The following is a 26,153-nucleotide window of genomic DNA, read 5'->3' on the forward strand; positions in this document are numbered from 1 at the left end:
GTTGGCCGAAGATCAATCCCTGATATGCACCATAGCGGCCCGCACCGTCATTCCGCGTGCGCGCAAGATGTCACGCCCCCTGCTGCGTTAGACGGACTGGAGGGCACGTACTCGGTCAGCGCCTCGATGCGGATATCGTCGCCCGGCTTCACCGTGCTGCTGCGCACGATAATGCCCATGACGCCTGCTTGCGCCCGATTGTGCCGTCTGGCTCGCGCAGCAGCACTTGCTTCATGAAGATCGGGGCAGGCCGTCGACGACAGACCGGAGTCTGCGCGCAAGCCCGGACGAAAATCGCGAGAGTGTCCTGTTTTACGTGCAATTTCCGGTTAGACGTGACAGGTCTCGATACGCCTGCTCGCTACGCTCGCGGGCTACTCGACCACTGGCTTGCGGCATCACCGGGTGTCGTGGTCCTCGAAGATCAACGCGGTCTTCGTGTCACGCACGGCTGCGATCGACTGCAGTTCTTCAAGTACGACGCGCCGCAGATCTTCGTTGTCTCGCGCCCGCACAAGCAGCAGAACGTCGAAGTCACCGCCGACCAGCGCGACATGCTCGACCTCGGGAATGGCGATCAGTTGATCGCGCAACTCGTGCCAGTTCGCCTGGTCGACCCGCATGGTCACATACGCCGACGATGCTTTGCCGACCCGCACCGGATCGACCTTCGCGGTGAACCCCGTGATCACCCCCGCATCGACCAGGCGCGCCACCCGTGAGTATGCGTTCGCCCGCGAAATGTGGGCAGCTTGCGCCACCGCGCTGATGGATGCCCGCCCGTCGCGCCGCAACTGCGTCACGATTCGCAGATCCACCTCGTCCAACGGCTCCGACATTGTGTCCAAACCTTCCTAGCGGAACCTACAGTTGATAGACATTCTGCCAGCCTGAACTGCATGAAGCACAAAACATCTAGCAATGTACGTCGGACTGGCGACATTCTCCAAGAAAAGTCATCCTAGAGAAGAGCGACGTCTTTCGAAGGAGAACGGATGCCTGACTCGATTCCGACACAATCGGAGCGACTACAAACCCACGCTGCACTGCTTCCCGACCTCGAACCCGTGCAGCTGATCGACCAGAACGGCATGGTGCGCGCCGGCATCCGCCACGCGATGCCCGACGCCGACCGCCTCATCGAGGGCTATCGGCAACTCGTGATCGGCCGCCGCGTCAACGACCAGGCCAGCGCGCTCGTGCGCCAGGGCAGGCTCGCGGTGTACCCGTCGTCGCACGGCCAGGAAGCGTGCCAGGTCGCCGCGGCGCTCGTGCTCGGCGATCAAGACTGGCTCTTCCCAACCTACCGAGACACGGTCGCGGTGCTGGCCCGCGGTGTCGACCCTGTCGAAGCGTTCGTGCTGCTGCGCGGCGATTGGCACAGCGGCTATGACCCGCATCGGCACAATGTCGCGACCCAGTCCACTCCGCTCGCAACCCAATTGCTGCACGCCGTCGGCTTCGCGCATGCGGCGAAGCTCCGCGGCGAAGACACCGTCGTTTTGGCCATGTGCGGCGACGGCGCGACCAGTGAGGGCGACTTTCACGAGGCTCTCAACTTTGCCGCGGTCTTCCACCTGCCGGTCGTCTTCCTCGTTCAGAACAATGGCTACGCCATCTCAGTGCCGCTCTCACGGCAGACCGCGGCGCCCTCGCTCGCGCACAAAGCCATCGGCTACGGAATGCCTGGCGTGCGTGTCGACGGCAATGATCTCGCCGCGATGCTGGCGGTCATGACGGATGCCGTGACGTCGGCCCGCGCGGGCGGCGGCCCCGTGCTCATTGAGGCCGTCACCTATCGCATCGAGTCCCACACGAACGCGGACGACGCCACCCGATATCGCAGCGACGCCGAGGTCGGGCCGTGGCGCGACCGCGACCCCCTCATTCGGATGCGTAGCTACCTCAGCAGCATCGGCGCACTCAGCGAGGGCGACGACGCCGCAATGCACGCCCAGGCCGAACGAGTGGCGACGGTTCTGCGCGATGCGCTGAACGCGGAGAGCGCGCCGACAGCATCCGATCTGTTCGAGTTCGTCTACGCGAACCGCACCCCGCAACTGAACGAACAGGCGGCAACGCTTGCTGATGAAATCGACCGCGATCACGACGAACTCCCGATAGGAGGCGAGCGGGCATGACACTGTTGCACGACACCGACCGCGAAGCGGCGACGACACCGCTGCCCACGATGACGATGGCGCAGGCGCTGAACCGTGCGCTGACGGACGCGTTGGAGGCGGACGCATCCGTTCTGATCTTCGGCGAAGACGTCGGCCCGCTCGGCGGCGTGTTCCGCATCACGGATGGGCTGACCGCCCGGTTCGGCGAGAACCGCTGCTTCGATACGCCGTTGGCGGAGGCCGGCATCGTCGGAACTGCCGTCGGCATGGCGATGAACGGGATGCGCCCGGTCGTCGAAATGCAGTTCGATGCGTTCGCCTATCCCGCGTTCGAGCAGATCGTCGACCACGTCGCGAAGATGGGCAACCGCACTCGCGGCATGGTGCGTCTGCCGATGGTCATTCGTATTCCGTACGGCGGCGGAATCGGGGGGGTCGAGCACCACTCGGACTCGTCCGAGGCGTATTACGCGCACACGCCGGGCCTCACGGTCGTGTCGCCGTCGAACCCGCAGGATGCCTATGGCCTGCTCCGCGCGGCGATCGCCTCCCCAGACCCGGTGATCTTTCTCGAACCGAAGAAGCTGTATTGGACGAGCGGCGAGGTTGACATCGCGGCACCGCTGCCCTCAATCGGACGCGCCCGCATCGCACGTGAGGGAACGGATGCGACGCTGATCGCGTATGGACCGTCGGTTCCTGTCGCATTGGCCGCGGCCGAAGCCGCGGCTGCGGAAGGGCGCAGCTTGCAGGTGATCGATATGCGCACCATCACCCCGTTCGACGACGAGCTGGTCTGCGCGGCCGTGCGCTCGACAGGCCGTGCCGTCGTGGTGGCGGAGGCTCCCGGGTTCGCGAGTGTCGCCTCCGAGATCGTTGCGCGGGTCACCGAGCGCTGCTTCCACCATCTGTCGGCGCCCGTGCGGCGGGTGACCGGATTCGACATTCCGTTCCCGCCGCCGAAGCTCGAGAAGTTCTACCTGCCCGGGGTCGACCGAGTGCTCGACGCCGTGGATGAGTTGCAGTGGTTCGACGACTCCTCTGGAAGTCCGCGGTGACCACGCGCGTTTTCACACTTCCGGATCTCGGCGAGGGCCTCTCCGAGGCCGAATTGGTGCGCTGGTTGGTTGCCGTCGGCGACACGATTGTGGTCGATCAGCCGATCGCCGAGGTCGAGACCGCCAAATCCGTCGTCGAAGTGCCGAGCCCGTTCGCGGGCGTCGTCGAGACGCTGCACGGCACGGAGGGCGAAGCACTGACCGTCGGTGAGCCGCTGCTGTCTGTTGCGGATGGCCCGGTTGCTGAGCGCAGCCGAAGCGCCGAGCCTTCGCTGGCGGAGTCGACTGTCGATGCTTCCCCAACTGAAGAAGAGGTCAGTGACGGCGATCTCGATACGGCCGCCCTTCGACAAGCTCAGGGACCCGGCCTACTCGATCAGCAGGGAGCCGGTTCCGGCAATGTGCTCGTCGGCTACGGCACGACAGAGACCACGCACACCACGCGCCGCCGCCGTAGGCGTGCTGCGAGCGCGACCGCCGGTGGTCGAGTAGCGAGCGCCAGCGAGCGTCGGTGGTCGAGTAGCGAAGCGTATCGAGCGTGGGGGTCGCTTCGCGCCTTGGTGGTAGGCGGAAATGCGGACACTTCCCTAGGTGCGAGGGTCAGTAGTGGTTTGGGGTTGGGAGTTGGCGGCGGTTTCCGGCCGCTGGCTGTCGTGGCGGGCAGGCGTGCCATGTGTGATCGGTGGGGTCTTCTGGTGTTGCAGAGACCGTGGAGCGACGGCGGCAGCTTGACTGGTCCTGGTGGGGCGGCCCGATCCTGACGGGTTAGGTTCCCAGTCCGTTCATTGACCGTGCGGTTGTGGCGCTGAAAAGTTTGAGTAGGTTGTGGCAGCCGGCGATCAGGTCCCACTCGTGTTTGGCTTGATCAAGCCCGCGCAGGAGCACGTGTTTGCCTTGCCTGGTGTGTATCTGTCCGAACACCGGTTCCACGATCGCTTTGCGCCTGGCATAAATATCGTGGCCGTGTTTGGATCGCAGCCTTTGCACCATTCGTAGTTTTGCGGTCGCCGCGGCCGCCTGTTGCTGACCCGTCCCCATGATCGCTTCCTCTGCAGCGTTGAGTCGGCGGGTTGCGATGAAGAACTCTGTCTTGCCCGCACTGGCTTCCTCGATGCCCTCCGCGAATTCGAGGTTCTTCACCGAGCAGAAGCCGGCATCGACCAGAACCTGACCGGGCAGTACCCCCAGAGTCGCTTCGGCTTTCTGAATCATCGGGGCCAACTGTTCGAAATCATTCGGGGTGTTCGTCATATCGTTGCTGACGATCACTTGATGGTCCTTATCCACCAGGCAGAAACCGTTATAGCAGTAGTGGAAGGACCCGTCCGCGGTCTTCATGATCCTCGAGTCCGGGTCGGTGAAGTTGCGTTGCGTCTTCGGTCCCACCACAGCTTTGGCTGCCGCGTCCTGACCCTTCTCCTTGACCGCACCGTCCTCATCGCCGTGCTCGCGTGCTTTCTGTTCGGCATCTTTACGGGCTTTGGCCGCCGCGTCGGCCTCGAGCGCAGCCCGCGCCTGGGCAAGCTTGCCCAAACGCGTTTCACGCCGGGCAAGCTCGGCCGGTAACTCGTCACCGCGTTTGTCCTTGCCGAACCGGGTGTCTTCCGCAGTGTCGATCGCCTCGGCCTCCGCGAGGAGATCGGAGACCTCCTCGGCCAGGACCTTCTGCCTTTGGGTCAGACGGGCGTAACTCATCGCCTTGCGGCGGGACGCGTTGGCCCGCACCTTCGTGCCGTCCAACGCGACCTGCCCCAGCGAGACCATCCCCGCCGCCCGACACAACTCCAACGCTTGCAAGAACACGTTGCCCAAGGCCGACAGGTGACGTTTGCGGAACCGGGCAATCGAACGAAAATCGGGTGCTTGCTGCGCGGTCAACCAACGAAAAGCGACCACATCCACACACGCACGCTCGAGTTCCCGCGAGGAACGCACGCCCACGCAATACCCGTAGAGCAGCACACGAACCATCAGGCGCGGGTCATACGGCGGCTGGCCCTTCGCCTTGGCATACGACGCATAAAACTTCGACAAGTCCAGCTGACTGTCCACGACGTCAGCAATGAACCGGGAAAGATGAACCTCCGGCAGCCACTCGTCCAACGACGGCGGCACCATCATCACCAGATCCGGATCGAACGGTTTGAACCGTTTATGGATCCCGGCGCCAGCCTGGATCACCGACAGATCAGGCATCACCCGTTCAATCAGCGACTCATCGAAAAGACCATCAGGAGTATCCGATCCCATACCAAATTATCCCACACTGGGACCCAAAATCCCTGATCAAACATCCAAACCACACCAACACCACTACTGACCCACGCACCTAGGAGACCAAGAGACCTCGGACGCAGGCGCCGATACGGGTCTCGATACGGCTGCGGGCGGCCTACTCGACCAACAGACTGGCTACTCGGCCACCAGCACGCCGGCACGACCAGTAGCGGTCAGCTCCCCTGTGGTCCGCCAACTCGCGCGAGCGCGCGGGCTGGATCTTACGACCGTGATTCCATCTGGACCCGGTGGAATCATCACCCGCAGCGATGTCGAAGCTGCTTCTGCCAAGCCGACGCCAATGGCCGACATCGACCCCCGCACCGGCTTGACCGTCCGGTCCGCAACGCCGCTCAGCCTGTTCCGCCGCACGGTTGCAGCGAACATGAAGCGCAGTCGCAGCGAGATCCCCGAGGCGACCGTCTGGGTCGATGTCGACGCGACCGAACTGCGGGAGCTGCGCCGACGCATCCGGATCGGGGAGAAGCATCCGTCGATCGTGGCGTTGATCGCCCGCTTCACCCTGACCGCGCTCGCCGGCTACCCGATGCTCGCCGCGCGGCTGTCGCCGGATGGCGCCAACCTGATCGAGTTCGACGGCGTCAACCTCGGGGTTGCCACCGACACGCCGCGCGGTCTCGTCGTGCCTGTCATCCGAACTGCGGATGCGCTCACCGTGCGCGAACTGGACGCCGAACTCGCGCGGCTCACGAGCGCCGCGCGCTACGGGACGGCGACGCCCGCGGAGCTGGCCGGTTCGACATTCACGATCAACAACTACGGCACCCTCGGCGTTGACGGCAGCGCCGCCATCATCAACCATCCTGAGGTCGCGATCCTCGGCATCGGCCGGATGCTGGAGCGCCCCTGGGTGGTGGACGGCCAGATTGTGCCGCGCACGATCATGCAACTCTCGCTCGTGTTCGATCACCGGGTCTGCGACGGGGGCACCGCCGCCGGCTTCCTGCGGATGATCGCGGACTCGATCGAGCACCCGTACGACGCGTTCGCCGACCTGTAGCGGCGTTCAAGCGGGGCCCGCGCAATGACCGTCGATTGGCGACGCTCAGAACCCGGAAGATCATCGACGTCGGTCAACAGGTCTTGGGCTCTGGCCACACTGAGTTGCTCGGCCAGAGTCAGTCCTCGCAGTACTGAGACGATCTCATAGTCGAGCAGTTCCGGCGCGACGAGACTCATCTAAAGTGCTCGTGTAGTGGTTGATGATGGACCTCGTGCAAGGCACACTCGGGCCCGTTGACGCACGATCACAGCTCACGCGAGCACAACTCACGCGGGGCCATTGGCCGCCCCGGGTACTTCGCGCGCAGCCCCGCCGAGGCCGGCATGACGTGCCTGCACGATCACCTCCGAGCGCGAGTGCGACTGCAGTTTGAGCATGATGGTCGAGACGTAGTTGCGCACGGTTTTGTCCGAGAGAAACAATCGCCGCGCAATCTCTGCATTGACCAGGCCGCCGGCCACGAGTTCGAGAATGTCCACTTCGCGATCCGTCAGTTCGGGAAAGACGCGGCCGCCGCGCCCGCCTACGCTGGCGGCCGCGGAGAAATGCGCGAGTGCACGCGATGCGATCCCGGCCCCGAATACCACTTCTCCGGCGGCGACGGAGTAGATCGCTCGACGGATCTCCTCCTCGTCTGCGCCCTTGACCAGGTAGCCTTTCGCTCCCGCCCGCATCACTTCGAACAGGGACTCGCTGTTATCGAACATCGTCAGCACCAGCACGGCGGCCGCCGGCATCCTCGCGACAAGGTCACGGGTCGCCTCGATGCCACCGCCGGGCATGCTCAGATCCATCAGAACGACATCGGCTGCAGTCGATTCGGCGAGCGTGACGGCATCCGGCCCGTTGTCCGCTTCGCCGACGACCTCGAGGCCGTTGTCCGCAGACAGCGCGGCGCGCACGCCGTGGCGGAACACCGGATGATCGTCAGCGATGAGGACCCTGATGGTCATCGTGCTGCCCTCTCTCGACTCGACGGTAGCCGGGCACGCACGCTGGTGCCGGCATCCGGCACTGAGGTGACCGTCAACTCGCCGCCCAACTCGCGTGCCCGCTCCACCATCGAACGCAATCCGATTCCAGCGGATGACGAATCCAGCGACACCGCGCCGGCCGCGACCGGCATCCCGATTCCGTTGTCCGTCACGCTCAGGAACACCACACCATTAGCCTCGTGAATGTCGATCATGCACGATGATGCGGATGCGTGCCGGGTCACGTTTGTCAGCGATTCCAGCACGATGCGGTAGAGGGCCGTCTCGACGTCCTCGGGCAGCGGCGAAACGTCCACGGACGCCGCAATCGTGAGACGTCCCAGCGAGCGCTCGACGAGAACAGCGGCGTAGCGCTCAATTGAAGCAGCAAGGCCACCGGTCTCGAGTGGCAACGGTCGAAGATCGGCCACAAGCGCCTTCACGTCACGCAGGCTGTCTCGCACCTCCGCCTGAAGCTGCGTGAGCAGTTTTGCGGTCTCCGGTGCAAGCGGCGCGATGGCCTTGTGCGCGGCTCCCAGTCCGAGCGCCACTCCGGCCAAAGCCGGGCCGAGCCCATCGTGCAGATCGCGGCGAATGCGGTCGCGTTCGGTTTCGCGGGCCATCGCGAGCGCAGCTCGCGACCGTGCCAATTCGCGCTCGCGGCGCACGCCGTCAACAGCGGCACCGGCTTCACGAGCGATTTCGTTGAGAAGCCGCTCGTCTGATGGATCGAGAAATCGCTGCCCTGCCCGCAACCCGATTTGCAGGATGCCGACAGGGTCACCGCCATACTCGAGCAGCAGTTCGACAGCATTGCCGCTCACCGCGCCTGCGGTGGCGGCGGGGACGTCTTCACCCTCGAGCGTGAGCGACGCGAACGGCAGCAACAGTGCGTCGACGACCGTCGAGACGATAGCATCCGGAACATCTTGTGGGGCGAAGGTGTCGGAGAGGCGAACGCCGAGCGCCTCGATGGCCGCGAACGGGTCGCGCCGTTTACCGTAAAGCAGTCTCTCTATGACCCGCTGGGCGAACCGACGGATCGGATCGATGGCGAACGCGATCGCGATCGCAGCGACGACGGCGCCGGCCTGCGCGCCACCGAGATAGCTACCCGCGAGGCCGACCGCCAGCCCAAAGATGGCGCCGACGACGAGCGTCAGCGCTGAGTACACCAGCGTGCGGTTGAGCAGTCGATCGCCTTCGAACAGTCCGTGCCGCGTCATGGCGACACCCCACGCCGCCGGCACGAGCACCCACGCGACGGTCGGAAAGATCGGGCTTACCGGTTGAAGCAGCTGCGCGATGACGCCGATCAGGAACGCGCTGACAAACCACACCGAGCTGCGCCGCTGTGCTCCGTTCGACCGCACGAGTCGAACGACGATCCCGGCGATTCCAACAAGCGCACAAGCGGCCGCGCACAGCAGCAGGATATTCCCGGCTGTGTCGAGCACCGGCTGTAATCCGGTTCCCAGCGCGAACGGGTCACGGAACGCGGGAAATCCATTGAGCATCGGCTCATCCGTCAACACGATGCTGAACGATGCGATGCTGACGATCACGCCGGCGAAGCACAGAACTCGCCAGCGCCTCGACGCCGGGCGACCCGTGGGGAACAGCGGTGCGGTGAGCGTGAGCAGCAGCATCATTCCCGGATACCACGCGTACGCCGCGACGAATGCAGCAACGCCGGCGCCAGGCAGTTGAGCGTGCGTCGCGTATTGCGCGCCGAATGTTGCCAGGGCTTGAAGTTCCCCCGCCGTGATGAAGACCCAACCCAAGAGATTGCCGCTGTCCCGCACGAGCACGATCGCACCGACGATCGGGAACGATGCCCCGACTGCCACCGACGTGACAAGGTTCTGGTCGACGAGCTCGATGAAACGTGTTCCGCCGAGCATCGGCAACGCGAGCGCGAGTGTTGACAGCAGTACCGCGAGTGCTGCCAGACCGATGGATGCCGCGCCGGCTGTGCCGGTGGTGCCCCGCTGGCGCAGCAGCGGGGCCGCCTGCCTCGGAGAAGGCGGCACTGCCGCAAGTCGTTCGGGCGCCGCCGTGAGAGGAGCCCTGTCTGCGTTCATCGCACCGTTGGTGTCACCGAGGAGACGGCCGGAGTACGAAGAAGTGAGATCGCCATGATGATCAACCCCGCAGCGGCCAGCACGGTCGCGGGTATCGGCAGCCCGATCAGGGTCGAAAGCTGGAAGAGGATCACCAGAGCCGCTCCCGTTCGTGGAAGAGTCCTGGACCGCCAAACGGCGATCATCAGCACGATGATACCCGCGAACGCGCCGAGGTAGAACATGATCATGAAGGCGACACCCGGCACGGATGCGACCGGTGCAGAGCCCAGGGCGGCCGCGAGTTCCGTCGCGCTGACCTTTCCACTCATCGCGATCTGGAATTGCGCGTTGTCCACACCGTTGCTGACGGATTGGGCGGTGAGCCCGAACAGCAGCATGAGCGCACCCGTGAGAGCGAGTCGGGGAGACCTGGACCGAGCCAGAAAGTACCAAGCGAGTGTCGCGATCAACAGGCACGGCACAGCAAGGATGTCGGCGAGGAGACCGATGCCGGCGAGTAATTGATGGGATTCCGCCCAGTTCAGTCGGGCAGCACCGTCGAGTCCGAATCCGATGAGTTCGGCGATCACCCACAACACACCGCCGGCGATGAATGCGACGGCGACGCCGACGCGCGCACCACGCGTCCACCGCGCTGCGGGCGACACCGCCGGCGCATCCGCGCGGGGTGTAGAAATTGTGGCCATGAGAGACTCCTCTGCTTGTGCGCCGGGGAATCCGGCGTCGGCAATCAGGTTCTCAGCGGCACCGTCCTGGGCACATCGGGCAGGTGTCCCGCTCGTGGTTGGGACTGATCGGCTACCGGACCAGTGGAACCCCGAACGCACGAGCCAGCTTCTCGATCTTCTGCGCCCGCGCCAAGCGCGGCAGATCACTTCCATCTCGGACAACACTGCCGCGACTCTGGAAGTCATCGAGGAATTCCAGCGCCCATGCGACATCAGTCGGCGTTGGGCTGATCACCTCGTTGATGGCGTGCGTCTGCTCGGGCGACAGCGCGAGTTTGCCCGTCATGCCCATGGCAACGGTGATGGCCGAATGCTCACGCAGATGTGGAAGGCTCGAACCGACGGTCGGGCCATCGATCGGCCCGGGCAACCGGCCGACGCGGCTGGCCACGACGAGGCGAGCACGGGGATATGCCATCGCCTCCGGTTCCGCGCTCATCCCGGTGTCGCGCCGAAAATCGCCGCTGCCGAATGCCAGCCGAAACGCCCCGACGGCCTTCGCGATCGACGCCGCTTCCTCGATGCCGATGGCCGACTCGATCAGCGGGATGACCGGGGTAGTACCGCCGAGCGTCGCTGCGGTCTCTGAGACCGCCTCCACGCTCTCTGTCTTCGCCAGCACGATTCCAAGAAGGCCTTCCAACCCGCGCAGCCCCGCGAGATCATCTGCCCAAAATGGTGTCGTTGCATCGTTGATCCGCACCCACGCTCGACCGCCCGAGCGCAGCCAGTCGACCACGTCGTGCCGGGCTCGCGGCTTCAACTGCGGGTCGACCGCATCTTCGATGTCGAGGATGACTGCGTCAGCACGCGAGGCGACGGCGGCGTCAAAAGATTCCGGTTTGGTCGCAGGCACCAAAAGCCAGGAGCGTGCGATATCCGGTGCGACGCGCACCCGCTGGGGAAGAGATTCCGCACTCATGACACACCCATTCGTTTAGTTCGAGACGTATCGAATATTTTCGTACTATGGAATAGTACTATCGCCGAACGAAAGTTTGACAACCGTTCACGGCCGACATTCAGCGATCTGGGCGGATGCCATGCGTCGCAGTTCACCTGACCCGACCGCGGATGCGCCGACCGAGTTCCGCGGCCGTGCGGTCGAGTTCGATAGCCAGCTCCGGCCAGCGCTGCCGCGGAATGTTCTCGTGCGGGAACGTAACGGCAATACCGGCTGCCGGCCAGCCCACGTGATCGAGCACGGCGACCCCGACGGATGCGATCCCCTCGGTGATCTCGCCGTCCTCGCTCGCGAAACCGTCCTGTCTCGTCCTCTGCAGAATGCGGCGCAACTCGCTGTAGGTCCTCGGTGAGCGTCCTGTGCGGTCGGCGAACGCATCCGCATTGGGGTACAGCGCACGCAGCTGTGCGGCGGGCAGCGCGGCCAGAAGCGCCCGCCCGCTCGCGGTCAGATGACTGGGTAGCCGAACTCCGACACCGGTCACCAGTGCAGGTCGATGCGCGGCACGTTCCTCGACGACGTAGACAACGTCTCTGCCGTGGAGCACGGCCAGGTGCGCGCTTTCGCCGACGCGGTCCACGAGGGCGGCGATCAGCATCCTGCCCAGGTGGGCGAGCGGTTCCTGCCGCGCGTAACCGCCGCCGAGTTCGAGCGAGCGCACGCCGAGGCCATAACGACGGTCCTCGGGCAGGTGCACAACGAAGCCGCGCTCCTGCATCACGGCAAGCAACTGATAGACGGTCGAGCGCGGCAGATCGAGTGCGGTCGCAATCGCCGACGCGGGCACGGGGCCACGCTGGCCGGCGAGGTGCGAGAGGATGCGCAGCGTCGCATCCGCCGCAGGCACCTTCGACGAGATCGCCTCCACTATGGTCGACTCCAGCGTTTTCGTGCATCTGTGGCGCACTGTCCGAACGTGCGCCGTCCGGGATCCCAGACAGTGGCCAGTCTAGACGCGTTGTCTCTGCTCGTGGCATGTAGTGCAATCGAATGATGAGCACCTCTTCGCACTCCATCATCCCCGGCACTGACGCCGCTAACCGCGGCGGCATTGGCGGGGATACCGTCCCGGTCGGCACCGGGCCCGTTTCGTTCGACGATGTCGTCGCCGTTGCCCGGCACGGAGCGCGCATCGAATTGCTTGCTGAGGCGCTCGACGGCGTCGGCGCCTCGCGCGCACGGATCGAAGCGCTCGCGAACGACGTGCGCCCGCACTACGGCATCTCGACCGGTTTCGGCGCCCTGGCGTCGACGTTCATCACCGCTGACCGGCGAGCGCAGCTGCAGACAAGCTTGATCCGCTCGCACGCCGCCGGTTCCGGCCCCGAGGTCGAGCGCGAAGTCGTGCGCGCCCTCATGCTGTTGCGGCTATCCACGCTCATGACCGGTCGCACCGGCGTTCGCGTGCAAACGGTGCAGACATACGCCGGGATGCTCAACGCCGGCATCACCCCTGTCGTTCGCGAGTACGGTTCGCTCGGCTGCTCCGGCGACCTGGCGCCGCTCGCGCACTGCGCGCTGGCGTTGACAGGAGAGGGCGAGGTGCGGGTCGTGAACGAGTTCGGCGAATCCGAGCTGACGGACGCAGCATCCGCTCTCGCCGCCGCCGGCATCGAGCCGATCCAGCTGGCCGAGAAGGAGGGCCTCGCCCTGATCAACGGCACGGACGGCATGCTCGGCATGCTTGTTCTCGCGCTGCACGACCTGCGCCGTCTGCTGAGAACCGCCGATATCGCCGCTGCGATGAGTGTTGAGGGCTTGCTCGGCACCGACGCCGTTTTTGCCGCCGATCTGCAGGCGCTGCGGCCGCAGCTCGGCCAGGCCGAATCGGCGACGAATCTGCGGCGGCTGCTCGCGGGCTCGCCGATCGTGGCCAGTCATGCCGGCCCCGAAGACCCAACCGTTCAGGACGCCTACTCCATGCGTTGCGCGCCGCAAGTGCACGGTGCCGCGCGCGACACCGCAGACCACGCCGCCCGGGTCGCTGAGCGCGAACTGGCCAGCGCCATCGACAACCCGGTGGTCACGCTCGACGGACGCGTACAGTCGAACGGCAACTTCCACGGCGCACCGATCGGGTACGTGCTCGACTTCCTCGCTATCGCGGCAGCGGATGTCGCCAGCATGTCGGAGCGCCGCATCGACCGGTTCCTCGACGTCTCCCGCAACAAAGGGCTGCCGCCGTTCCTCGCGCACGAGGTCGGTGTCGACTCCGGGCTCATGATCGCCCAGTACACGGCCGCGGGGATCGTCAGCGAGCTGAAGCGGCTGGCTGCGCCGGCATCCGTTGATTCGATCCCGTCCTCCGCCATGCAGGAAGATCACGTTTCGATGGGCTGGGCTGCTGCCCGCAAGCTGCGTCGTTCGATCGATGGCCTCGGCCGGGTGCTGGCCATCGAGATCATGACAGCGGCGCGAGCGCTCGACCTTCGTGCTCCGCTCACGCCGGGCGCGGCAACCGGTGCGGTGCACGACCTCGTACGCACCGAGGTGCAAGGGCCGGGCCACGACCGCTTCCTCTCGCCCGAGATCGAAGCGGTTGCCGCGATGGTGGCGAGCGGGCGAGTGGTCGACGCGGCGGCATCCGTGATCGGGGACCTGGGGTGATGGGTGCTGGGGTGATGTCGGGCAGGGTGTGGCTGCCGGTGCGCCACTTCGTGCGCCCTGCGCCAGTTGAAGTGGCGCACGGCGCCGGAACTGGCGCAAATTCCGCCAGCCATAACAGCCCGGCCGGCCCCAGACGGCAAGGCACCCGATGACGGGCACCATCGGTCTGCTCGCCGAAATCTTGGATGTCGGCCGCGACGCGCGCCGCGGCGGATACTCTCGCCACGTCTTCGACCCGGCCGAACGCGAGCTGCGCGACTGGTTCGTCGAACGGGCGACTTCGCTAGGGCTTGCGATTGAGACCGACCGCAACGGCAACATCTGGGCCTGGTGGGGGCAGCCCGGCGCGAACGCGGTCGTCACCGGCAGCCACCTCGACTCCGTGCCGGGCGGAGGCGCGTTCGACGGGCCACTCGGGGTCGCCAGCGCCCTCGACGCTGTCGCGCAACTGCAGCTCGAGGGCTTCACGCCCACCAGACCGTTCGCCGTCATGGTCTTCGCCGAAGAAGAAGGCTCCCGCTTCGGTGTCGCCTGCCTGGGCTCGAGACTGCTGACCGGCGCGATCGATCCGACCCGCGCGGGCGCGCTGACGGATGCCTCCGACACAACCTTCGCGGATGCCGCACGCGACTTCGGTCTCGCCCCCGAACACTTCGGCGTCGACCGGGAAGCACTGAGTCGTATCGGTGTCTTCGTCGAACTCCATGTCGAGCAAGGCCGCGGCCTAATCGAGCTGGACCGACCCGTCGGAGTCGCGTCGAGCATTCTGGCGCATGGTCGTTGGATGCTGCGCTTCGCCGGCCAGGGCAATCATGCGGGCACAACTGCGATGAGCGACAGGCACGATCCGATGCTTGCTGCCGCAGGAGCGGTGATCGCGGCCCGCGCGATCGCGACGGCGCACGCCGGGTCGCGTGCGACCGTGGGACGCCTTGAACCGTTGCCAGGCGGCACGAATGTGATCGCCTCGCAGGTCGGCGTCTGGCTCGACGTGCGCGCGGATCGGGATGCCGACGCCCGCGCCGTGGTTGGGGAGATCGCTGCCGCCGCTGCGGACGCGGCTGACGCGGAAGGCTGCGCCGTCGAGGTTGCGGAGGAGTCCTACAGCTCGGAGGTGCACTTCGACCAACAGTTGCGCGACCGGATCGCGCACGTGCTCGGGGACGCACGCGGCGACGCTCCGCTGCTGCCGACCGGTGCTGGGCACGATGCAGGCGTGCTTGCGGCACACGTGCCGACCGCGATGCTGTTCGTGCGCAATCCGAGCGGCATCTCGCATGCGCCGCAGGAGTTCGCTCGCGACGAGGACGCAGTCGCGGGCGCCGACGCGCTGGTCACGGTCTTGAAAGAGTTGCTGTGATCATCCGAGCTGCGCAAGCGTGGCTGGGGGATCACTTCGTCAACGATGTACTCATTGAGACGGATGCCTCCGGCCGCATCAGCCGGATCGATACAGGTCTTGATACGGCCGCGGACGGCCTACTCGACCAACAAAGTTCGGACGGAATCGCCGGTCGAGTAGCGAGCGCCAGCGAGCGTATCGAGACCACTGGCGAAGCCTCTACCGTGACCCGCAACGAGAACTCGCGCCTGAAGGCCGAGCTCGGCCTTTCCCTCGGCCTCGTCGTGCCCGGATTCGGCAACGCGCACTCGCACGCCTTCCATCGTGTGTTGCGGGGCCGCACACACGACAACGGCGGTGACTTCTGGCAGTGGCGCACGTCGATGTATGCCGCTGCCGACATGTTGAACCCCGACAGCTATCGCGACCTCGCCACCAGGGTTTTCTCCGAAATGGTCGCCTGCGGCTACACGGCGGTCGGCGAGTTCCACTATGTGCATCATCAACCGGACGGCACGCCCTATCCCCCGGCGCACGGTATGGAGTTGGCGTTGGCTGATGCGGCCGAGGCGGCGGGCATCCGTTTGGTGCTGCTCGACACCTGCTATCTGACGGGCGGAATCGGCAAACCGCCGGAGCCGAGCCAGCGGCGCTTTTCGGATGGGTCGGCATCCGCTTGGCTGGACCGCTGGGCGCGCCTGCGCGACGCGCTCGAGGGCCGCCCGTTAGTCACGCTGGGCGCCGCGATTCACTCGGTTCGGGCGGTGCCGCGCGAGGCGATGGCCGAGATTGCACGCGAGCTGCCCGCTGACGTGCCGCTGCACATCCATCTGTCGGAGCAACCGCAAGAGAACGCGGACTCCTTGGCCGCCTATGGACGCACGCCGACAGCGCTGCTCGCTGAAGTTGGATTGTTATCGGCGCGGCTGAACGCCGTGCACGCGACCCACCTGACCGACGACGACATTCGTATGCTTGGTGAGGCATCCGTCGGGGTTGTGATGTGTCCGACAACGGAAGCCGATCTTGGCGACGGCATCGGTCCGGCCAGACGGCTCGCGGATGCCGGTGCGCACCTGTCGATCGGCAGCGACCAGAATGCGGTCATCGACCCGCTGCTCGAGTTGCGCGGGCTCGAATATGGCGAGCGGTTGTCATCGGGCCAGCGCGGTCGGTTCAGTCCAGAGCAACTGTGGCAGATCGGAGGCGCCGGCGGCTACCGTGCGCTCGGGTTGGACTCTGGAGCCGGCGGCACGAGTACCGGGATCGCGGTCGGCGAGTATTGCGACCTCGTCGAGCTCGACCCGAGCTCGCTGCGCACGGGTGGCGCGGAGCCGGCGCAGCTGCCGATGGTGGCGACCGCGTCGGACGTGACGCGCGTGATCGTTGGCGGTCGCGTCGTCTCGCCCGAGCGCTGGTCGAGTGGTCCGCGAGCTTTCGGTCCCTGAGCGCAGCCGACGGGCGAGCAGACGTATCGAGACCTCGCACCGTCGTCGTCGGGGGTCTCGATACACGTACTCGCTGCGCTCGTGCGTTACTCGACCAACGGGTGCGTACTCGCTGCGCTCGTGCGTTACTCGACCAACGAGGTGCGTACTCGCTGCGCTCGTGCGTTACTCGACCAACGAGGTGCGTACTCGCTGCGCTCGTGCGTTACTCGACCAACGGGGTGCGTACTCGCTGCGCTCGTGCGTTACTCGACCACCGGGCGCTTGTGCGCCGACAACTCGATGACGGCACAGACAGCCTCGGACGAACCGCGCGCGAGCAGGCTCAACTCCGCATCGCCCATCCGCAGGCAGTCTCCCGGGTCGAGCGAGACCGCGCTCGTGTCTGACTCGGCGTGCACCGTCTCATCCGCCGCGTTGTAGACCAGCAGTGTCGCGGCCGTGCTCGCGATGCGCTCGCGACCGCGAACGGTCACCCAACGCATCCGCCCGGCAACGCGATCCGCGGCGAAGATGAGGTTGAAGTCGCGAATCGGGCCGCCGAGCAGCTCGCAGTTCGTGATTGCGCCCCCGTCGAACGCGAATGCGTCGTGCCGCCGCAGCGGGCGCGACCGTTCACCGCCGACGGTGAGCTGCATTCCCTCCCCCTCAAGCACTGAGATGATCCGCCGGTAGCCGTCGAAGATCGAGAACGGGCCATTGTCAGCGACGTCAGCGATCGACACGCGCCAGAGCATCCGCCCGGTCGCAGCATCGTCGAGTCGCGCGACCTCGAGCGTTGTGCCTGCGCCGTTCTTCCACGGCATCCGCACCTGGTCGGCCGCCCGATAGACGCTCGCCGTGCCCATCGTCAGGCATCACCGAACGCCGCGGTGACCGCTGCACTACCGGCCCGAGACTGCGCCGCGAAGCCATACGTGCCGTACTCCAGAAACTCACGAGCCGCCTCGGCCGCGACACCGTATGCGGCGAACGCGAACGCCCCGCCGACCGAGATCCGGGCGACCCCGAGGGCACCCAACTCTGCCACTGTCGGCGCGGTCGGGCGCGCGAGCACGTTGACAGGGCGATCCACCGAGGTCACGATCGAGCGGATGTCTTCAGCCAGCGTCACACCCGGCGCGTACAAGACGTCTGCCCCGGCCTCTTGATACGCCTGCAACCGGCGGATCGTGTCCGCGAGGTCCGGCCGCCCGTGGAAATAGTTCTCTGCGCGGCCCGTCAGAACGAAGTGCGGGTCAATACCGTGTGCTGCCTCCGCGGCGGCGCGCACCCGGTCCGCGGCGGCGGCCAGGTCGAGAACTGGGGAGTCAGGGTTGTCAGTACTGTCTTCAATCGAGCCGCCGGCCAGCCCGCTCTGTGCCGCAAGCGTGTAGGTGTCCGCGACGGTGGCGAGGTCGGCACCGAATCCGTTCTCCAGATCGGCACTGACCGGCAGGGCTGTCGCCCGCACGATTTCGGCGGCGTGCGCCAGCGCCTCGTCGCGTGTCACCTGGCCGTCCAGCCGCCCAACGGATGCCGCGAACCCGCTGCTCGTCGTCGCCAGCGCCTCGAAACCCATCGCCGCAAACATGCGGGCGGAGCCGACGTCCCACGGGTTTGGCAAGAGGAGCGGCGTCGCGCCGCGATGGAGCGCAAGAAACTGTTCGGATAGCGAGGTGGCGGAAGCGGGGGTGGACATAGCGCCACACTATCCCCAGCCGGGGACACGCGTCGCGGCGCGCGTCGCTACTCCTGTCGTTGCACGCGCCGCTGCGCCCCTCCACAACACCAGTCCGCTACACGCCCAGGAGCAACCGGGTGCCGAGAGCGATCATCGTGACGGCGATCGCCGCATCCAGAATCCGCCACGCAATCGGGCGCGCGAAGAGCGGGCCGAGAAAGCGGGCGCCGAAACCGAGCAGCGAGAACCAGAGCACGCTGCCGATCGCCGCACCGATGCCGAATGCCCAGCGGCCCGCATCACCGTGCGTGTTCGCGACCGACCCGAGCAGCAGCACGGTGTCGAGATACACGTGCGGGTTCAGCCAGGTCAGGGCGAGAACGGTCAGCACAGCCGTGCGCAGCGATGGTCGCGCGGCGGACGCATCCGCCTGCAAGACCTGGCGCTTGAACGCTCGCCGCGCGGCGAGCAGCCCGTAGCCGAACAGGAACGCGGCCCCGGCGTAGCGGATCACCGTCAGCGCCACCGGGAATTGCTTGATCAGGAACCCGATCCCGGAGATTCCAAGCGCGATCAGCACGATGTCCGACAGCGCACAGATCGCCACGATCACCGCGATGTGCTCGCGGCGGATGCCCTGCCGCAGCACGTACGCGTTCTGCGCACCGATGGCGATGATCAGCGACAACCCGAGCCCCAGCCCGGCCGCCGCCGTCGCGATCAGCGCGGGCAGACTCTCCATGGCTTCGACTCTAGGCACGCATTTATGTTCAGTCCAACTAATGTTTCTACGGATGCATTAGCGTTGCTAATCATGGAACTTCAACTTGAGCAGCTGCGTGCGTTCGTCGCCGTCGTCGACAGCGGCACCTTCGAGGCGGCAGCGCGGCAGCTTCGCGTGACCCCGTCGGCCATTAGTCAGCGCATCAAGGCACTGGAGGGCTCAGTCGGCCGGGTGCTGCTACAGCGCGTCAAACCCGTGCGCGTGACCTCGTCAGGCGAGGCGGTGCTGCGCCTGGCACGCCAGGTGACACTGCTCGAAGACGAGGCGGCACAAGCGCTCGGCGTCGAGGTGCGCGGTGGCGGTGGCGCGGAGCGTGGCGCCGCGCAAGGCAGCGCCGCAGCCGGTGACGTCTCGGCAGGCGATGCCTCGACTGCCGGACCGGGCGATCCGGATGCTGTCCGCCCCTTCACGTCGATCCCTCTGGTCATCAACTCCGACTCGCTAGCCACCTGGGCGCTGCCTGCGCTGGCACGGGTCGCAGCCGCCCATCGCGTCGTCTTCGACGTGTTTCGCGAAGACCAGGACCACTCGACCGCGCGCCTGCGCGACGGCAGCGTGATGGCGGCGATCACCTCGGTGTCCGATCCGGTCCAAGGCTGCATCGTTCGCCCGCTCGGCCAGATGCGGTACCGCCCGATGGCCAACCCCGAGTTCGCGGACCGCTGGTTCGCGAACGGAGTGACAGCATCCGCTCTGCGTGCGGCGCCGGTCGTCATCTACGACCGCAGCGACGATCTGCAGGATCGCTACCTGCGGCAGCACGAGGCGCGCGGCGACCATAGCGGGCACGGCGGCGAGCTGCCTGCGCAGCCGCGCCATTTCATCCCCGCATCGAGCGAGTTCTTCACTGCAGTGCGGCTCGGTCTCGGCTGGGGCATGCTCCCTGCTGCGCAGATCGGAGAGCTGGAAGCGACCGGTGAGTTGGTCGCGATCGGTGAGGATGACATCCGCGTGCCGCTGTACTGGCAGCAATGGCGGCTGCACTCTCGGCTTCTCGGCGCGGTCGCTGACGAGATCGCGGTTGTAGCGGCCCACAGCCTGCGCTAGACCGGGTATTTGACGCTAGCCCGGATTGGCAACCGGCTGCCAGTCCGGGGCGTCGTCAAAACTCCGGGCCGGCGTGGAGACAACGTTCGCACGCGCTGCCCGCCGTCCGGGATACCGGACAGAACACGAGCGGGCACGGTTGCCGCGACATCCGCTCTCGTGTGCACTGTTGGTATGGCTACTTCACGCACCGTACGCGCACCCCGAGGCACCACTCTGACCGCCAAGAGCTGGCAGACCGAGGCGCCCATGCGCATGCTCATGAACAACCTCGACCCAGAGGTCGCCGAGCGCCCAGACGACCTCGTCGTCTACGGCGGCACCGGTCGCGCCGCCCGCAGCTGGGATGCCTACGAGGCGATCATCCGCACGCTGACAACGCTCGAGTCCGATGAGACGCTGCTCGTGCAGTCCGGCAAACCGGTCGGCGTCTTCCGCACCCACGAATGGGCACCACGCGTGCTCATCGCCAACTCGAACCTCGTGCCGGACTGGGCCACTTGGCCGGAATTCCGCCGGCTCGAAGACCTCGGTCTAACCATGTACGGACAGATGACCGCGGGCAGCTGGATCTACATCGGCACCCAGGGCATCCTGCAGGGCACGTACGAAACGTTCGCCGCCATCGCCGAGAAGCGATTCGGTGGCACCCTCGCGGGCACCCTCACGCTGACCGGCGGATGCGGCGGCATGGGCGGCGCTCAACCCCTCTCGGTCACGATGAACGAGGGCGTGGTCCTGATCGTGGACGTCGATCGCGACCGCCTCCAGCGTCGGGTCGACCACGGTTACCTCGACGAGCTCACAGACGACCTCGACGACGCCATCGCACGGGTCACCGCCGCGAAGGGGGAGCGGCGCGCCTTGTCGGTCGGCCTGGTCGGCAACGCTGCGACGGTATTCCCCGAGCTGCTGAAACGCGGCACGCCGATCGACATCGTCACCGACCAGACCAGCGCGCACGATCCGCTCAGCTATCTCCCGATCGGCATCTCCGTCGAGGAGTGGCACCGGGCTGCCGCAGCGGATCCCGAAGGGTTCACCGCGAAAGCGCGCGCATCGATGGCCGCCCAAGTCGGCGCAATGGTCGCATTCCAAGATGCCGGCGCCGAGGTCTTCGACTACGGCAACTCCATCCGTGCAGAGGCGAAGCTCGGCGGGTTCGAGCGCGCGTTCGAATTCCCCGGGTTCGTGCCCGCATACATCCGCCCGCTGTTCGAAGAGGGCAAGGGCCCGTTCCGGTGGGCTGCTCTCTCCGGAGACCCGGCCGACATCGCGGCGACCGACCGCGCCATCCTGGAGCTGTTCCCCGAGGACGAGCACCTGCGCCGCTGGATCACCAAGGCGCAGGACAAGGTGCACTTCGAGGGCCTGCCTGCGCGTATCTGCTGGCTTGGCTACAAGGAGCGCCACCTTGCCGGGCTGAAGTTCAACGAGCTGGTCGCATCGGGTGAAATCACCGCCCCGATCGTGATCGGCCGCGACCACCTCGACTCGGGCTCGGTAGCCTCGCCGTACCGGGAAACCGAAGGCATGAAGGACGGATCGGATGCTATCGCCGACTGGCCGCTGCTGAACGCACTGCTGAACACGGCGTCGGGCGCCACCTGGGTCTCCATCCATCACGGCGGTGGTGTGGGCATCGGTCGGTCCATCCACGCCGGTCAGGTCACCGTCGCAGACGGCACTCCGCTGGCCGCCGAGAAGCTCGCCCGTGTGCTCGTCAACGACCCGGGCACCGGCGTGATGCGGCATGTCGACGCCGGCTACGAACACGCCGCCGAGGTCGCCCGCGAGCGCGGACTGCGCGTGCCGATGCTCGAAACCCCGGTGGTCGAGTAGGCGGCCCGGTGGTCGAGTAACGAGCGTGAGCGAGTGTATCGAGACCCGGTGCGGGACACGGGGTCTCGATACGCCGGCTCGCTGCGCTCGCAGGCTACTCGACCAGCTGGAGCATACGCCGGTTCGCTGCGCTCGCGGGCTACTCGACCAGCGGTACCGGTGGTCGAGTAACGGCCGAGCGCAAGCGAGGTCGTGTATCGAGACCCGACTGTGCGGGACACGAAGATCGCGATACGCCGGCTCGCTGCGCTCGCGGGCTACTCGACCAGCACGCATAAGAGGAGGATGACCCTATGCCCAGCCAACTCATCACCGACATCGGCCAGCTCGTCACCAATGACCCGAATGGCCCCGGTGACGGTTCTGCACTCGGTATCGTGACGGATGCCGCGGTGCTCGTCGAGAACGGGCGCGTCGCCTGGGTGGGCTCCGCAGCCTCCGCGCCGGCAGCCGCTGCAGCAGGGGCGGACACCGTCACGAGCCTGAACGGCGCGGCCATGATCCCCGGCTTCGTCGACAGTCACAGCCACATCGTGTTCGCCGGGGATCGCTCAGCCGAATTCGAAGCGCGCATGGACGGATCACCATATACGGCTGGCGGCATACGTAGCACGGTGCGCGCGACGCGAGCAGCATCCGATGACGAATTGCGGGCTCGCCTGAACGCGCTGATCAGCGAAATGCGCAGCCAGGGCACGACGACGGTCGAGATCAAAAGCGGCTACGGCTTGACCGCCGCCGACGAACGTCGTCTGCTCGAGCTTGCGGGAACTGTGACCGACGAGGTCACCTTTCTCGGCGCGCACGTCGTGCCACCGGAGTTCGCAGACAATCCGGAGGGCTATGTCGATCTGGTCATCGGCGAGATGCTCGACGCATGCGCGCCGCTCGCACGCTGGATCGACGTCTTCTGCGAATCGGGGGCGTTCACTCCGGAGCAGAGCAGGCGCATCCTGACGGCGGGGGCGGCGCGCGGGCTCGGCATCCGGATGCACGCCAGTCAGCTTGGGCCGGGCCCCGGCGTGCAGCTTGCCGTCGAACTGGGCGCCGCAAGCGTAGATCACTGCACCTATCTGACCGATGATGACGTGACAGCGCTCGCCGGCTCGAACACGGTCGCGACGCTGCTGGCCGGCGTCGAGTTCTCGACACGGCACCCCTATCCGGATGCCCGCCGCCTGATCGACGCGGGCGTCACCGTCGCGTTGGCGAGCGACTGCAACCCGGGGTCGTCGTTCACATCGTCGATGCCATTCTGCATTTCGATCGCGGTGCGTGACATGCACATGACATCGGCCGAAGCTCTGTGGGCCGCAACGGCAGGCGGTGCCGCAGCGCTTCGACGCACCGACATAGGCCGGGTCATTCCCGGTGCCCGTGCCGACCTGGTTGAACTCGCCGCGCCGAGTTATCTTCACCTCGCCTATCGGCCGGGTGTGCCCCTGGTGCGACGCGTGTGGAAAGATGGCGTGCTGACGGCGTGATGCGGCGGCCGAGAACAGGCCGCATCGGCGCTTTCACCCGAGAACAGGAGCAATCAGCCTGCTTCTGATCGATCTTCCTGTTCTCGCGCATTCGACACGTCGGCCGCGATTGGCCCGGCGCGTCGGAGCGCGATTTTGGCCCGATTTACGGGTCGTGCCGCGGCTCGAAACTGGCAAGGCCGACCGTGTTGCCCTCAGTGTCTCGAATGAATGCCATCCACTCGTCGGTCCCCGCTGGCCCGAGACTGTCATCGGTGTGGCTATAGATCACGCGCGGTTCGTCGATGACTTCGACGCCGAGCACATGTAACTCATCCACGCGGGCCACGACATCATCGACCTGCAAGTACACCAGAGCCGACGGCGCCTCTTGCTCGAGCAGCAACCGCGAGCACCCCACGTTGAAGAACACCAGGCCGGGCGGATCGAACCGTGCTGCCGGCTTGCTCCCGAGCACCAGTTCGTAAAATGCGGCGGCGCGATCAAGGTCATCGGCATGCTGAGCGACCTGCAGAATCTCCATGCGACGATCATGCCTGCCGCGGGTGCCCCCGTCTACTCCGATTTCGTCGAATTCGGTCGGTACGTCGGTCGGTACACGCGCGGTGTCGCGTTCAGCGTCGGAAGCGCGCTTCCGGGCCACCGTTCGCAGCCTGCAGGATGCGCTCGGCATAGTCGGCGCGAAACTCCGGCAATGCGTCGAGCCTGCACCACCGCACCTGGGTGTTCTCGTCGTCCCCGACGGCGGCGTCGCCGGAGACGTAGCGGCAGCGGAACACCAGATCGAGGTACTGCGCGCGATCACCGTTTCCGTAGACGACCGGTTCCGTCACGCCAACCTGCGCCAGTCGCTCGGCGACGACAACAACGCTCGCCTCTTCGAGAGCCTCCCGTTCTGCAGCGACGGCAGGCTGCTCACCCGGGTCGATGATGCCAGTAACGGGCGTCCAGGTGCCGTTGTCGGCGCGACGCACGAGCAGCACCTCGCGGTCGTCGTCACCCGCCTCGGTGATGTCGCCGCGCAGGATCACCGCCGTCACACCGTTAAGCCAGAGCGGATGCGTTCCGATCTTTTCGCGCAGGCTCAGTATGAATTCCGGTGTTGGCATGGTTCCACCCTATGCGGGCGCGCTACGACTGCGGTCAGCGACCGCCAGGCCCGGTCGCTGAGCGCAGTCGAAGCGCTGAGCGCAGCCGAACCGCGAACGGTTGAGTGAATGCCGTGTTTCTGATCACGACTTGAGAAGGCCTGGCATCACGGCTGGCGAGTTCGCCGGCATTATCAAGGTCCAATCGTCTCGTGCCGGGGTCGAGTTCGAACACGCCAAGCGCCCGGCGTGCAATTGGCAGGAACGGAGGCTCGAACATGCTCTGCCTCCAGGTTGCAAGGTTTCCGAACGCTTCACCGGCCGCACCAGCGGCCGAATCTGACAGATACCACGTCGCGTAGGCAGGCGCGTTATCCCACCGACCGACCGTCTGCCCGCGGTGAACATACAACGGATGTCCAGGTGCGTGCGCCCAAGCAGAAGGGCCATACGGGATGATCCGGCGGAGCTTCATTCTCAGGCGTACCTGCCGGCTTGCTCGACGTCGAGAGCGTCAATGACGTCCCGGGAGCCGCGCTCGCGCAGAATGTCGATCGGAGTCGCACCGTCGCGAAACGCGTTGGGGTGTGACAGCCACGACAAGACCGGTTCTGAACCCCAGACCACGGATGTGCGCGCCCCCACGTGATCATGGTCGAGCAGGTGCCTTCCGACGCCGGTCTCATCTCAGGGCAGGCGGATACCGGCCAGACGCACCTCTCCGGTGTAGACGTCGATGCCGGTGATGCGACTGCCGTCGATGGCGAACGCGAACAGCGACACGGGTGTGCCGTCGACGATGACGATCACGCCCGGCCGGCCGTCCACTCGAACCGCACGCAATACCGCCGTCGGGTTGGCGAACATCACGGCACGCGCTGCTACCTGCGCGGCTCCGCGCACGATCGCGGTCGCCGAAGCCACGCCATCCGCGCGCATCTGCACGTCGGGTGCCAGCACCGACACGAGACGATCGAAGTTTCCGTCTCGGGCTGCCGCGAAGAACGCGTCAACCAGTCCCCGGCCGCTATCTGCGCCGAGAGTATCCGCGTCGGCGGTGGCAGCGCGCACTCGCTGACGGGCGCGGCTCGCCAACTGCCGGGCGGCATCCGGAGCACGCTCGAGCAGTTCGCCGATCTGCGCGAACGGCACATCGAACGTGTCGTGCAACACGAACGCGACGCGCTCGGCCGGGCTCAACCGGTCGAGCACGAGCAGCAGCGCAGTTTCGACGGCATCCGACAGTTGTGCTGCCGCCGCGGGGTCGCCATCCGCGACAGATTCCACCACGGGATCGGGCAAGCCTTCGGCGAAGTCAGTCTCGTTGCGAGTCGCACGGGCGCGCAGCATGTTCAAGCACACCCGCGAACAGACGGTGGTCAGCCATCCGCCCAGATTGTCGACGTCGTCGTCGCGCGTGCGCGCAAGCCGCAGCCAGGTCTCCTGCACGGCGTCATCGGCCTCGGCATCCGACCCCAGCATGCGGCGCGCGAGGCGGCGCAGGCGCGGCCGGTGCTCCTCGAACCGCGTCGCCAACAAGATCTGATCGGTCATGTCACATCTCCTTCGTTTACCGGGTCACCTGTATGACCGCCCAGATCGAGGCGGTGTGA

The 26,153-nt window shown here is 66.2% G+C and carries 26 protein-coding genes; 10 read left to right on the plus strand and 16 right to left on the minus strand.

The window, feature by feature from the left end; translation table 11 throughout:
* Positions 1-47 precede the first annotated feature (47 nt).
* Positions 48-179, minus strand: coding sequence for a hypothetical protein (locus tag QU604_RS19725; protein WP_308466299.1), 132 nt, complete (start codon positions 177-179; stop codon positions 48-50).
* Positions 180-398: 219 nt separating this feature from the next.
* Positions 399-839 carry an Lrp/AsnC family transcriptional regulator gene (locus tag QU604_RS19730; RefSeq protein WP_308466300.1) on the minus strand — a complete coding sequence of 147 codons (441 nt, stop codon included), beginning with the start codon at positions 837-839 and terminating at the stop codon, positions 399-401.
* Between the two features lie 156 nt (positions 840-995).
* On the opposite strand from QU604_RS19730, the gene pdhA reads away from it, so the two are divergent.
* From pdhA to QU604_RS19745, 3 genes are read left to right on the plus strand one after another with little or no spacing between them, the layout of a single operon-like run.
* Positions 996-2,141, plus strand: coding sequence for a pyruvate dehydrogenase (acetyl-transferring) E1 component subunit alpha (pdhA, locus tag QU604_RS19735; RefSeq protein ID WP_308466301.1), 1,146 nt, complete (start codon positions 996-998; stop codon positions 2,139-2,141).
* A complete protein-coding gene (locus QU604_RS19740) occupies positions 2,138-3,181 on the plus strand; it encodes an alpha-ketoacid dehydrogenase subunit beta (RefSeq protein WP_308466302.1) in 1,044 nt (347 codons plus the stop codon). The genes pdhA and QU604_RS19740 overlap by 4 nt, the downstream gene beginning before the upstream one ends.
* On the plus strand, positions 3,178-3,942 hold the full coding sequence (locus tag QU604_RS19745) for a biotin/lipoyl-containing protein (RefSeq protein ID WP_308466303.1): 765 nt from the start codon (positions 3,178-3,180) through the stop codon (positions 3,940-3,942). Before QU604_RS19740 ends, QU604_RS19745 begins: the two co-directional genes overlap by 4 nt.
* Positions 3,943-3,946: 4 nt before the next feature.
* On the opposite strand, the gene QU604_RS19750 is transcribed toward QU604_RS19745, so the two are convergent.
* The gene (locus tag QU604_RS19750) at positions 3,947-5,341 is read right to left on the minus strand and encodes an IS1182 family transposase (protein ID WP_457852546.1); all 1,395 of its coding nucleotides are present in this window, start codon (positions 5,339-5,341) and stop codon (positions 3,947-3,949) included.
* 301 nt (positions 5,342-5,642) lie between these two features.
* On the opposite strand from QU604_RS19750, the gene QU604_RS19755 reads away from it, so the two are divergent.
* Positions 5,643-6,479: a dihydrolipoamide acetyltransferase family protein gene (locus QU604_RS19755; RefSeq protein ID WP_308466304.1), complete on the plus strand. Its 837-nt coding sequence runs from the start codon at positions 5,643-5,645 to the stop codon at positions 6,477-6,479.
* Between the two features lie 269 nt (positions 6,480-6,748).
* On the opposite strand, the gene QU604_RS19760 is transcribed toward QU604_RS19755, so the two are convergent.
* The 5 genes from QU604_RS19760 to QU604_RS19780 all read right to left on the minus strand — a co-directional run bounded on the left by QU604_RS19760 (position 6,749) and on the right by QU604_RS19780 (position 12,103).
* Complete coding sequence (locus QU604_RS19760; RefSeq protein WP_308466305.1) at positions 6,749-7,435, minus strand: response regulator; 687 nt, start codon at positions 7,433-7,435, stop codon at positions 6,749-6,751.
* Positions 7,432-9,540, minus strand: a complete 2,109-nt coding sequence (locus QU604_RS19765) for a sensor histidine kinase (RefSeq protein ID WP_308466306.1) — start codon at positions 9,538-9,540, stop codon at positions 7,432-7,434. The genes QU604_RS19760 and QU604_RS19765 overlap by 4 nt, the downstream gene beginning before the upstream one ends.
* Positions 9,537-10,229 carry a hypothetical protein gene (locus tag QU604_RS19770; protein ID WP_308466307.1) on the minus strand — a complete coding sequence of 231 codons (693 nt, stop codon included), beginning with the start codon at positions 10,227-10,229 and terminating at the stop codon, positions 9,537-9,539. The genes QU604_RS19765 and QU604_RS19770 overlap by 4 nt, the downstream gene beginning before the upstream one ends.
* Before the next feature lie 112 nt (positions 10,230-10,341).
* A complete protein-coding gene (locus tag QU604_RS19775; protein ID WP_308466308.1) occupies positions 10,342-11,193 on the minus strand; it encodes an HpcH/HpaI aldolase/citrate lyase family protein in 852 nt (283 codons plus the stop codon).
* 133 nt (positions 11,194-11,326) lie between these two features.
* On the minus strand, positions 11,327-12,103 hold the full coding sequence (locus QU604_RS19780; RefSeq protein ID WP_308466309.1) for an IclR family transcriptional regulator: 777 nt from the start codon (positions 12,101-12,103) through the stop codon (positions 11,327-11,329).
* 122 nt (positions 12,104-12,225) lie between these two features.
* On the opposite strand from QU604_RS19780, the gene hutH reads away from it, so the two are divergent.
* The 3 genes from hutH to QU604_RS19795 all read left to right on the plus strand — a co-directional run bounded on the left by hutH (position 12,226) and on the right by QU604_RS19795 (position 16,632).
* Entirely contained in the window at positions 12,226-13,842 is a 1,617-nt protein-coding gene (gene hutH / locus QU604_RS19785) for a histidine ammonia-lyase (protein WP_308466310.1), read from the plus strand.
* 148 nt (positions 13,843-13,990) lie between these two features.
* The gene (locus QU604_RS19790; RefSeq protein WP_308466311.1) at positions 13,991-15,202 is read left to right on the plus strand and encodes an allantoate amidohydrolase; all 1,212 of its coding nucleotides are present in this window, start codon (positions 13,991-13,993) and stop codon (positions 15,200-15,202) included.
* A complete protein-coding gene (locus QU604_RS19795) occupies positions 15,199-16,632 on the plus strand; it encodes a formimidoylglutamate deiminase (RefSeq protein ID WP_308466312.1) in 1,434 nt (477 codons plus the stop codon). Before QU604_RS19790 ends, QU604_RS19795 begins: the two co-directional genes overlap by 4 nt.
* A 245-nt stretch (positions 16,633-16,877) precedes the next feature.
* Here QU604_RS19795 and QU604_RS19800 read toward each other — a convergent pair whose 3' ends face one another.
* The 3 genes from QU604_RS19800 to QU604_RS19810 all read right to left on the minus strand — a co-directional run bounded on the left by QU604_RS19800 (position 16,878) and on the right by QU604_RS19810 (position 19,037).
* The gene (locus QU604_RS19800) at positions 16,878-17,480 is read right to left on the minus strand and encodes a HutD/Ves family protein (RefSeq protein ID WP_308466313.1); all 603 of its coding nucleotides are present in this window, start codon (positions 17,478-17,480) and stop codon (positions 16,878-16,880) included.
* Positions 17,481-17,482: 2 nt separating this feature from the next.
* Complete coding sequence (locus tag QU604_RS19805) at positions 17,483-18,313, minus strand: isocitrate lyase/PEP mutase family protein (RefSeq protein WP_308466314.1); 831 nt, start codon at positions 18,311-18,313, stop codon at positions 17,483-17,485.
* Between the two features lie 97 nt (positions 18,314-18,410).
* Positions 18,411-19,037: a LysE/ArgO family amino acid transporter gene (locus QU604_RS19810; RefSeq protein ID WP_308466315.1), complete on the minus strand. Its 627-nt coding sequence runs from the start codon at positions 19,035-19,037 to the stop codon at positions 18,411-18,413.
* Positions 19,038-19,109: 72 nt separating this feature from the next.
* Here QU604_RS19810 and QU604_RS19815 point away from each other — a divergent pair, with 72 nt between their 5' ends.
* The 3 genes from QU604_RS19815 (at position 19,110) to hutI (ending at position 23,452) form a co-directional block, all read left to right on the plus strand.
* On the plus strand, positions 19,110-20,126 hold the full coding sequence (locus tag QU604_RS19815) for a LysR family transcriptional regulator ArgP (RefSeq protein WP_308466316.1): 1,017 nt from the start codon (positions 19,110-19,112) through the stop codon (positions 20,124-20,126).
* A 174-nt stretch (positions 20,127-20,300) separates the two neighbouring features.
* Positions 20,301-21,968, plus strand: a complete 1,668-nt coding sequence (hutU, locus tag QU604_RS19820; RefSeq protein WP_308466317.1) for a urocanate hydratase — start codon at positions 20,301-20,303, stop codon at positions 21,966-21,968.
* A gap of 293 nt (positions 21,969-22,261) precedes the next feature.
* Positions 22,262-23,452: an imidazolonepropionase gene (gene hutI / locus QU604_RS19825; RefSeq protein WP_308466318.1), complete on the plus strand. Its 1,191-nt coding sequence runs from the start codon at positions 22,262-22,264 to the stop codon at positions 23,450-23,452.
* Between the two features lie 145 nt (positions 23,453-23,597).
* On the opposite strand, the gene QU604_RS19830 is transcribed toward hutI, so the two are convergent.
* The 5 genes from QU604_RS19830 to QU604_RS19850 all read right to left on the minus strand — a co-directional run bounded on the left by QU604_RS19830 (position 23,598) and on the right by QU604_RS19850 (position 26,094).
* Positions 23,598-23,975 carry a VOC family protein gene (locus QU604_RS19830; RefSeq protein ID WP_308466319.1) on the minus strand — a complete coding sequence of 126 codons (378 nt, stop codon included), beginning with the start codon at positions 23,973-23,975 and terminating at the stop codon, positions 23,598-23,600.
* A 91-nt stretch (positions 23,976-24,066) separates the two neighbouring features.
* Positions 24,067-24,561: an NUDIX hydrolase gene (locus tag QU604_RS19835; RefSeq protein ID WP_308466320.1), complete on the minus strand. Its 495-nt coding sequence runs from the start codon at positions 24,559-24,561 to the stop codon at positions 24,067-24,069.
* Between the two features lie 34 nt (positions 24,562-24,595).
* Entirely contained in the window at positions 24,596-25,015 is a 420-nt protein-coding gene (locus tag QU604_RS19840; RefSeq protein WP_308466321.1) for an RES domain-containing protein, read from the minus strand.
* Between the two features lie 2 nt (positions 25,016-25,017).
* Positions 25,018-25,185, minus strand: a complete 168-nt coding sequence (locus tag QU604_RS19845) for an antitoxin Xre/MbcA/ParS toxin-binding domain-containing protein (RefSeq protein ID WP_308466322.1) — start codon at positions 25,183-25,185, stop codon at positions 25,018-25,020.
* Positions 25,186-25,227: 42 nt separating this feature from the next.
* Positions 25,228-26,094: a sigma-70 family RNA polymerase sigma factor gene (locus QU604_RS19850; protein WP_308466323.1), complete on the minus strand. Its 867-nt coding sequence runs from the start codon at positions 26,092-26,094 to the stop codon at positions 25,228-25,230.
* Positions 26,095-26,153: the final 59 nt, after the last annotated feature.

Source organism: Rathayibacter sp. SW19 (assembly GCF_030866825.1).
Lineage (GTDB): Bacteria > Actinomycetota > Actinomycetes > Actinomycetales > Microbacteriaceae > Rathayibacter_A > Rathayibacter_A soli.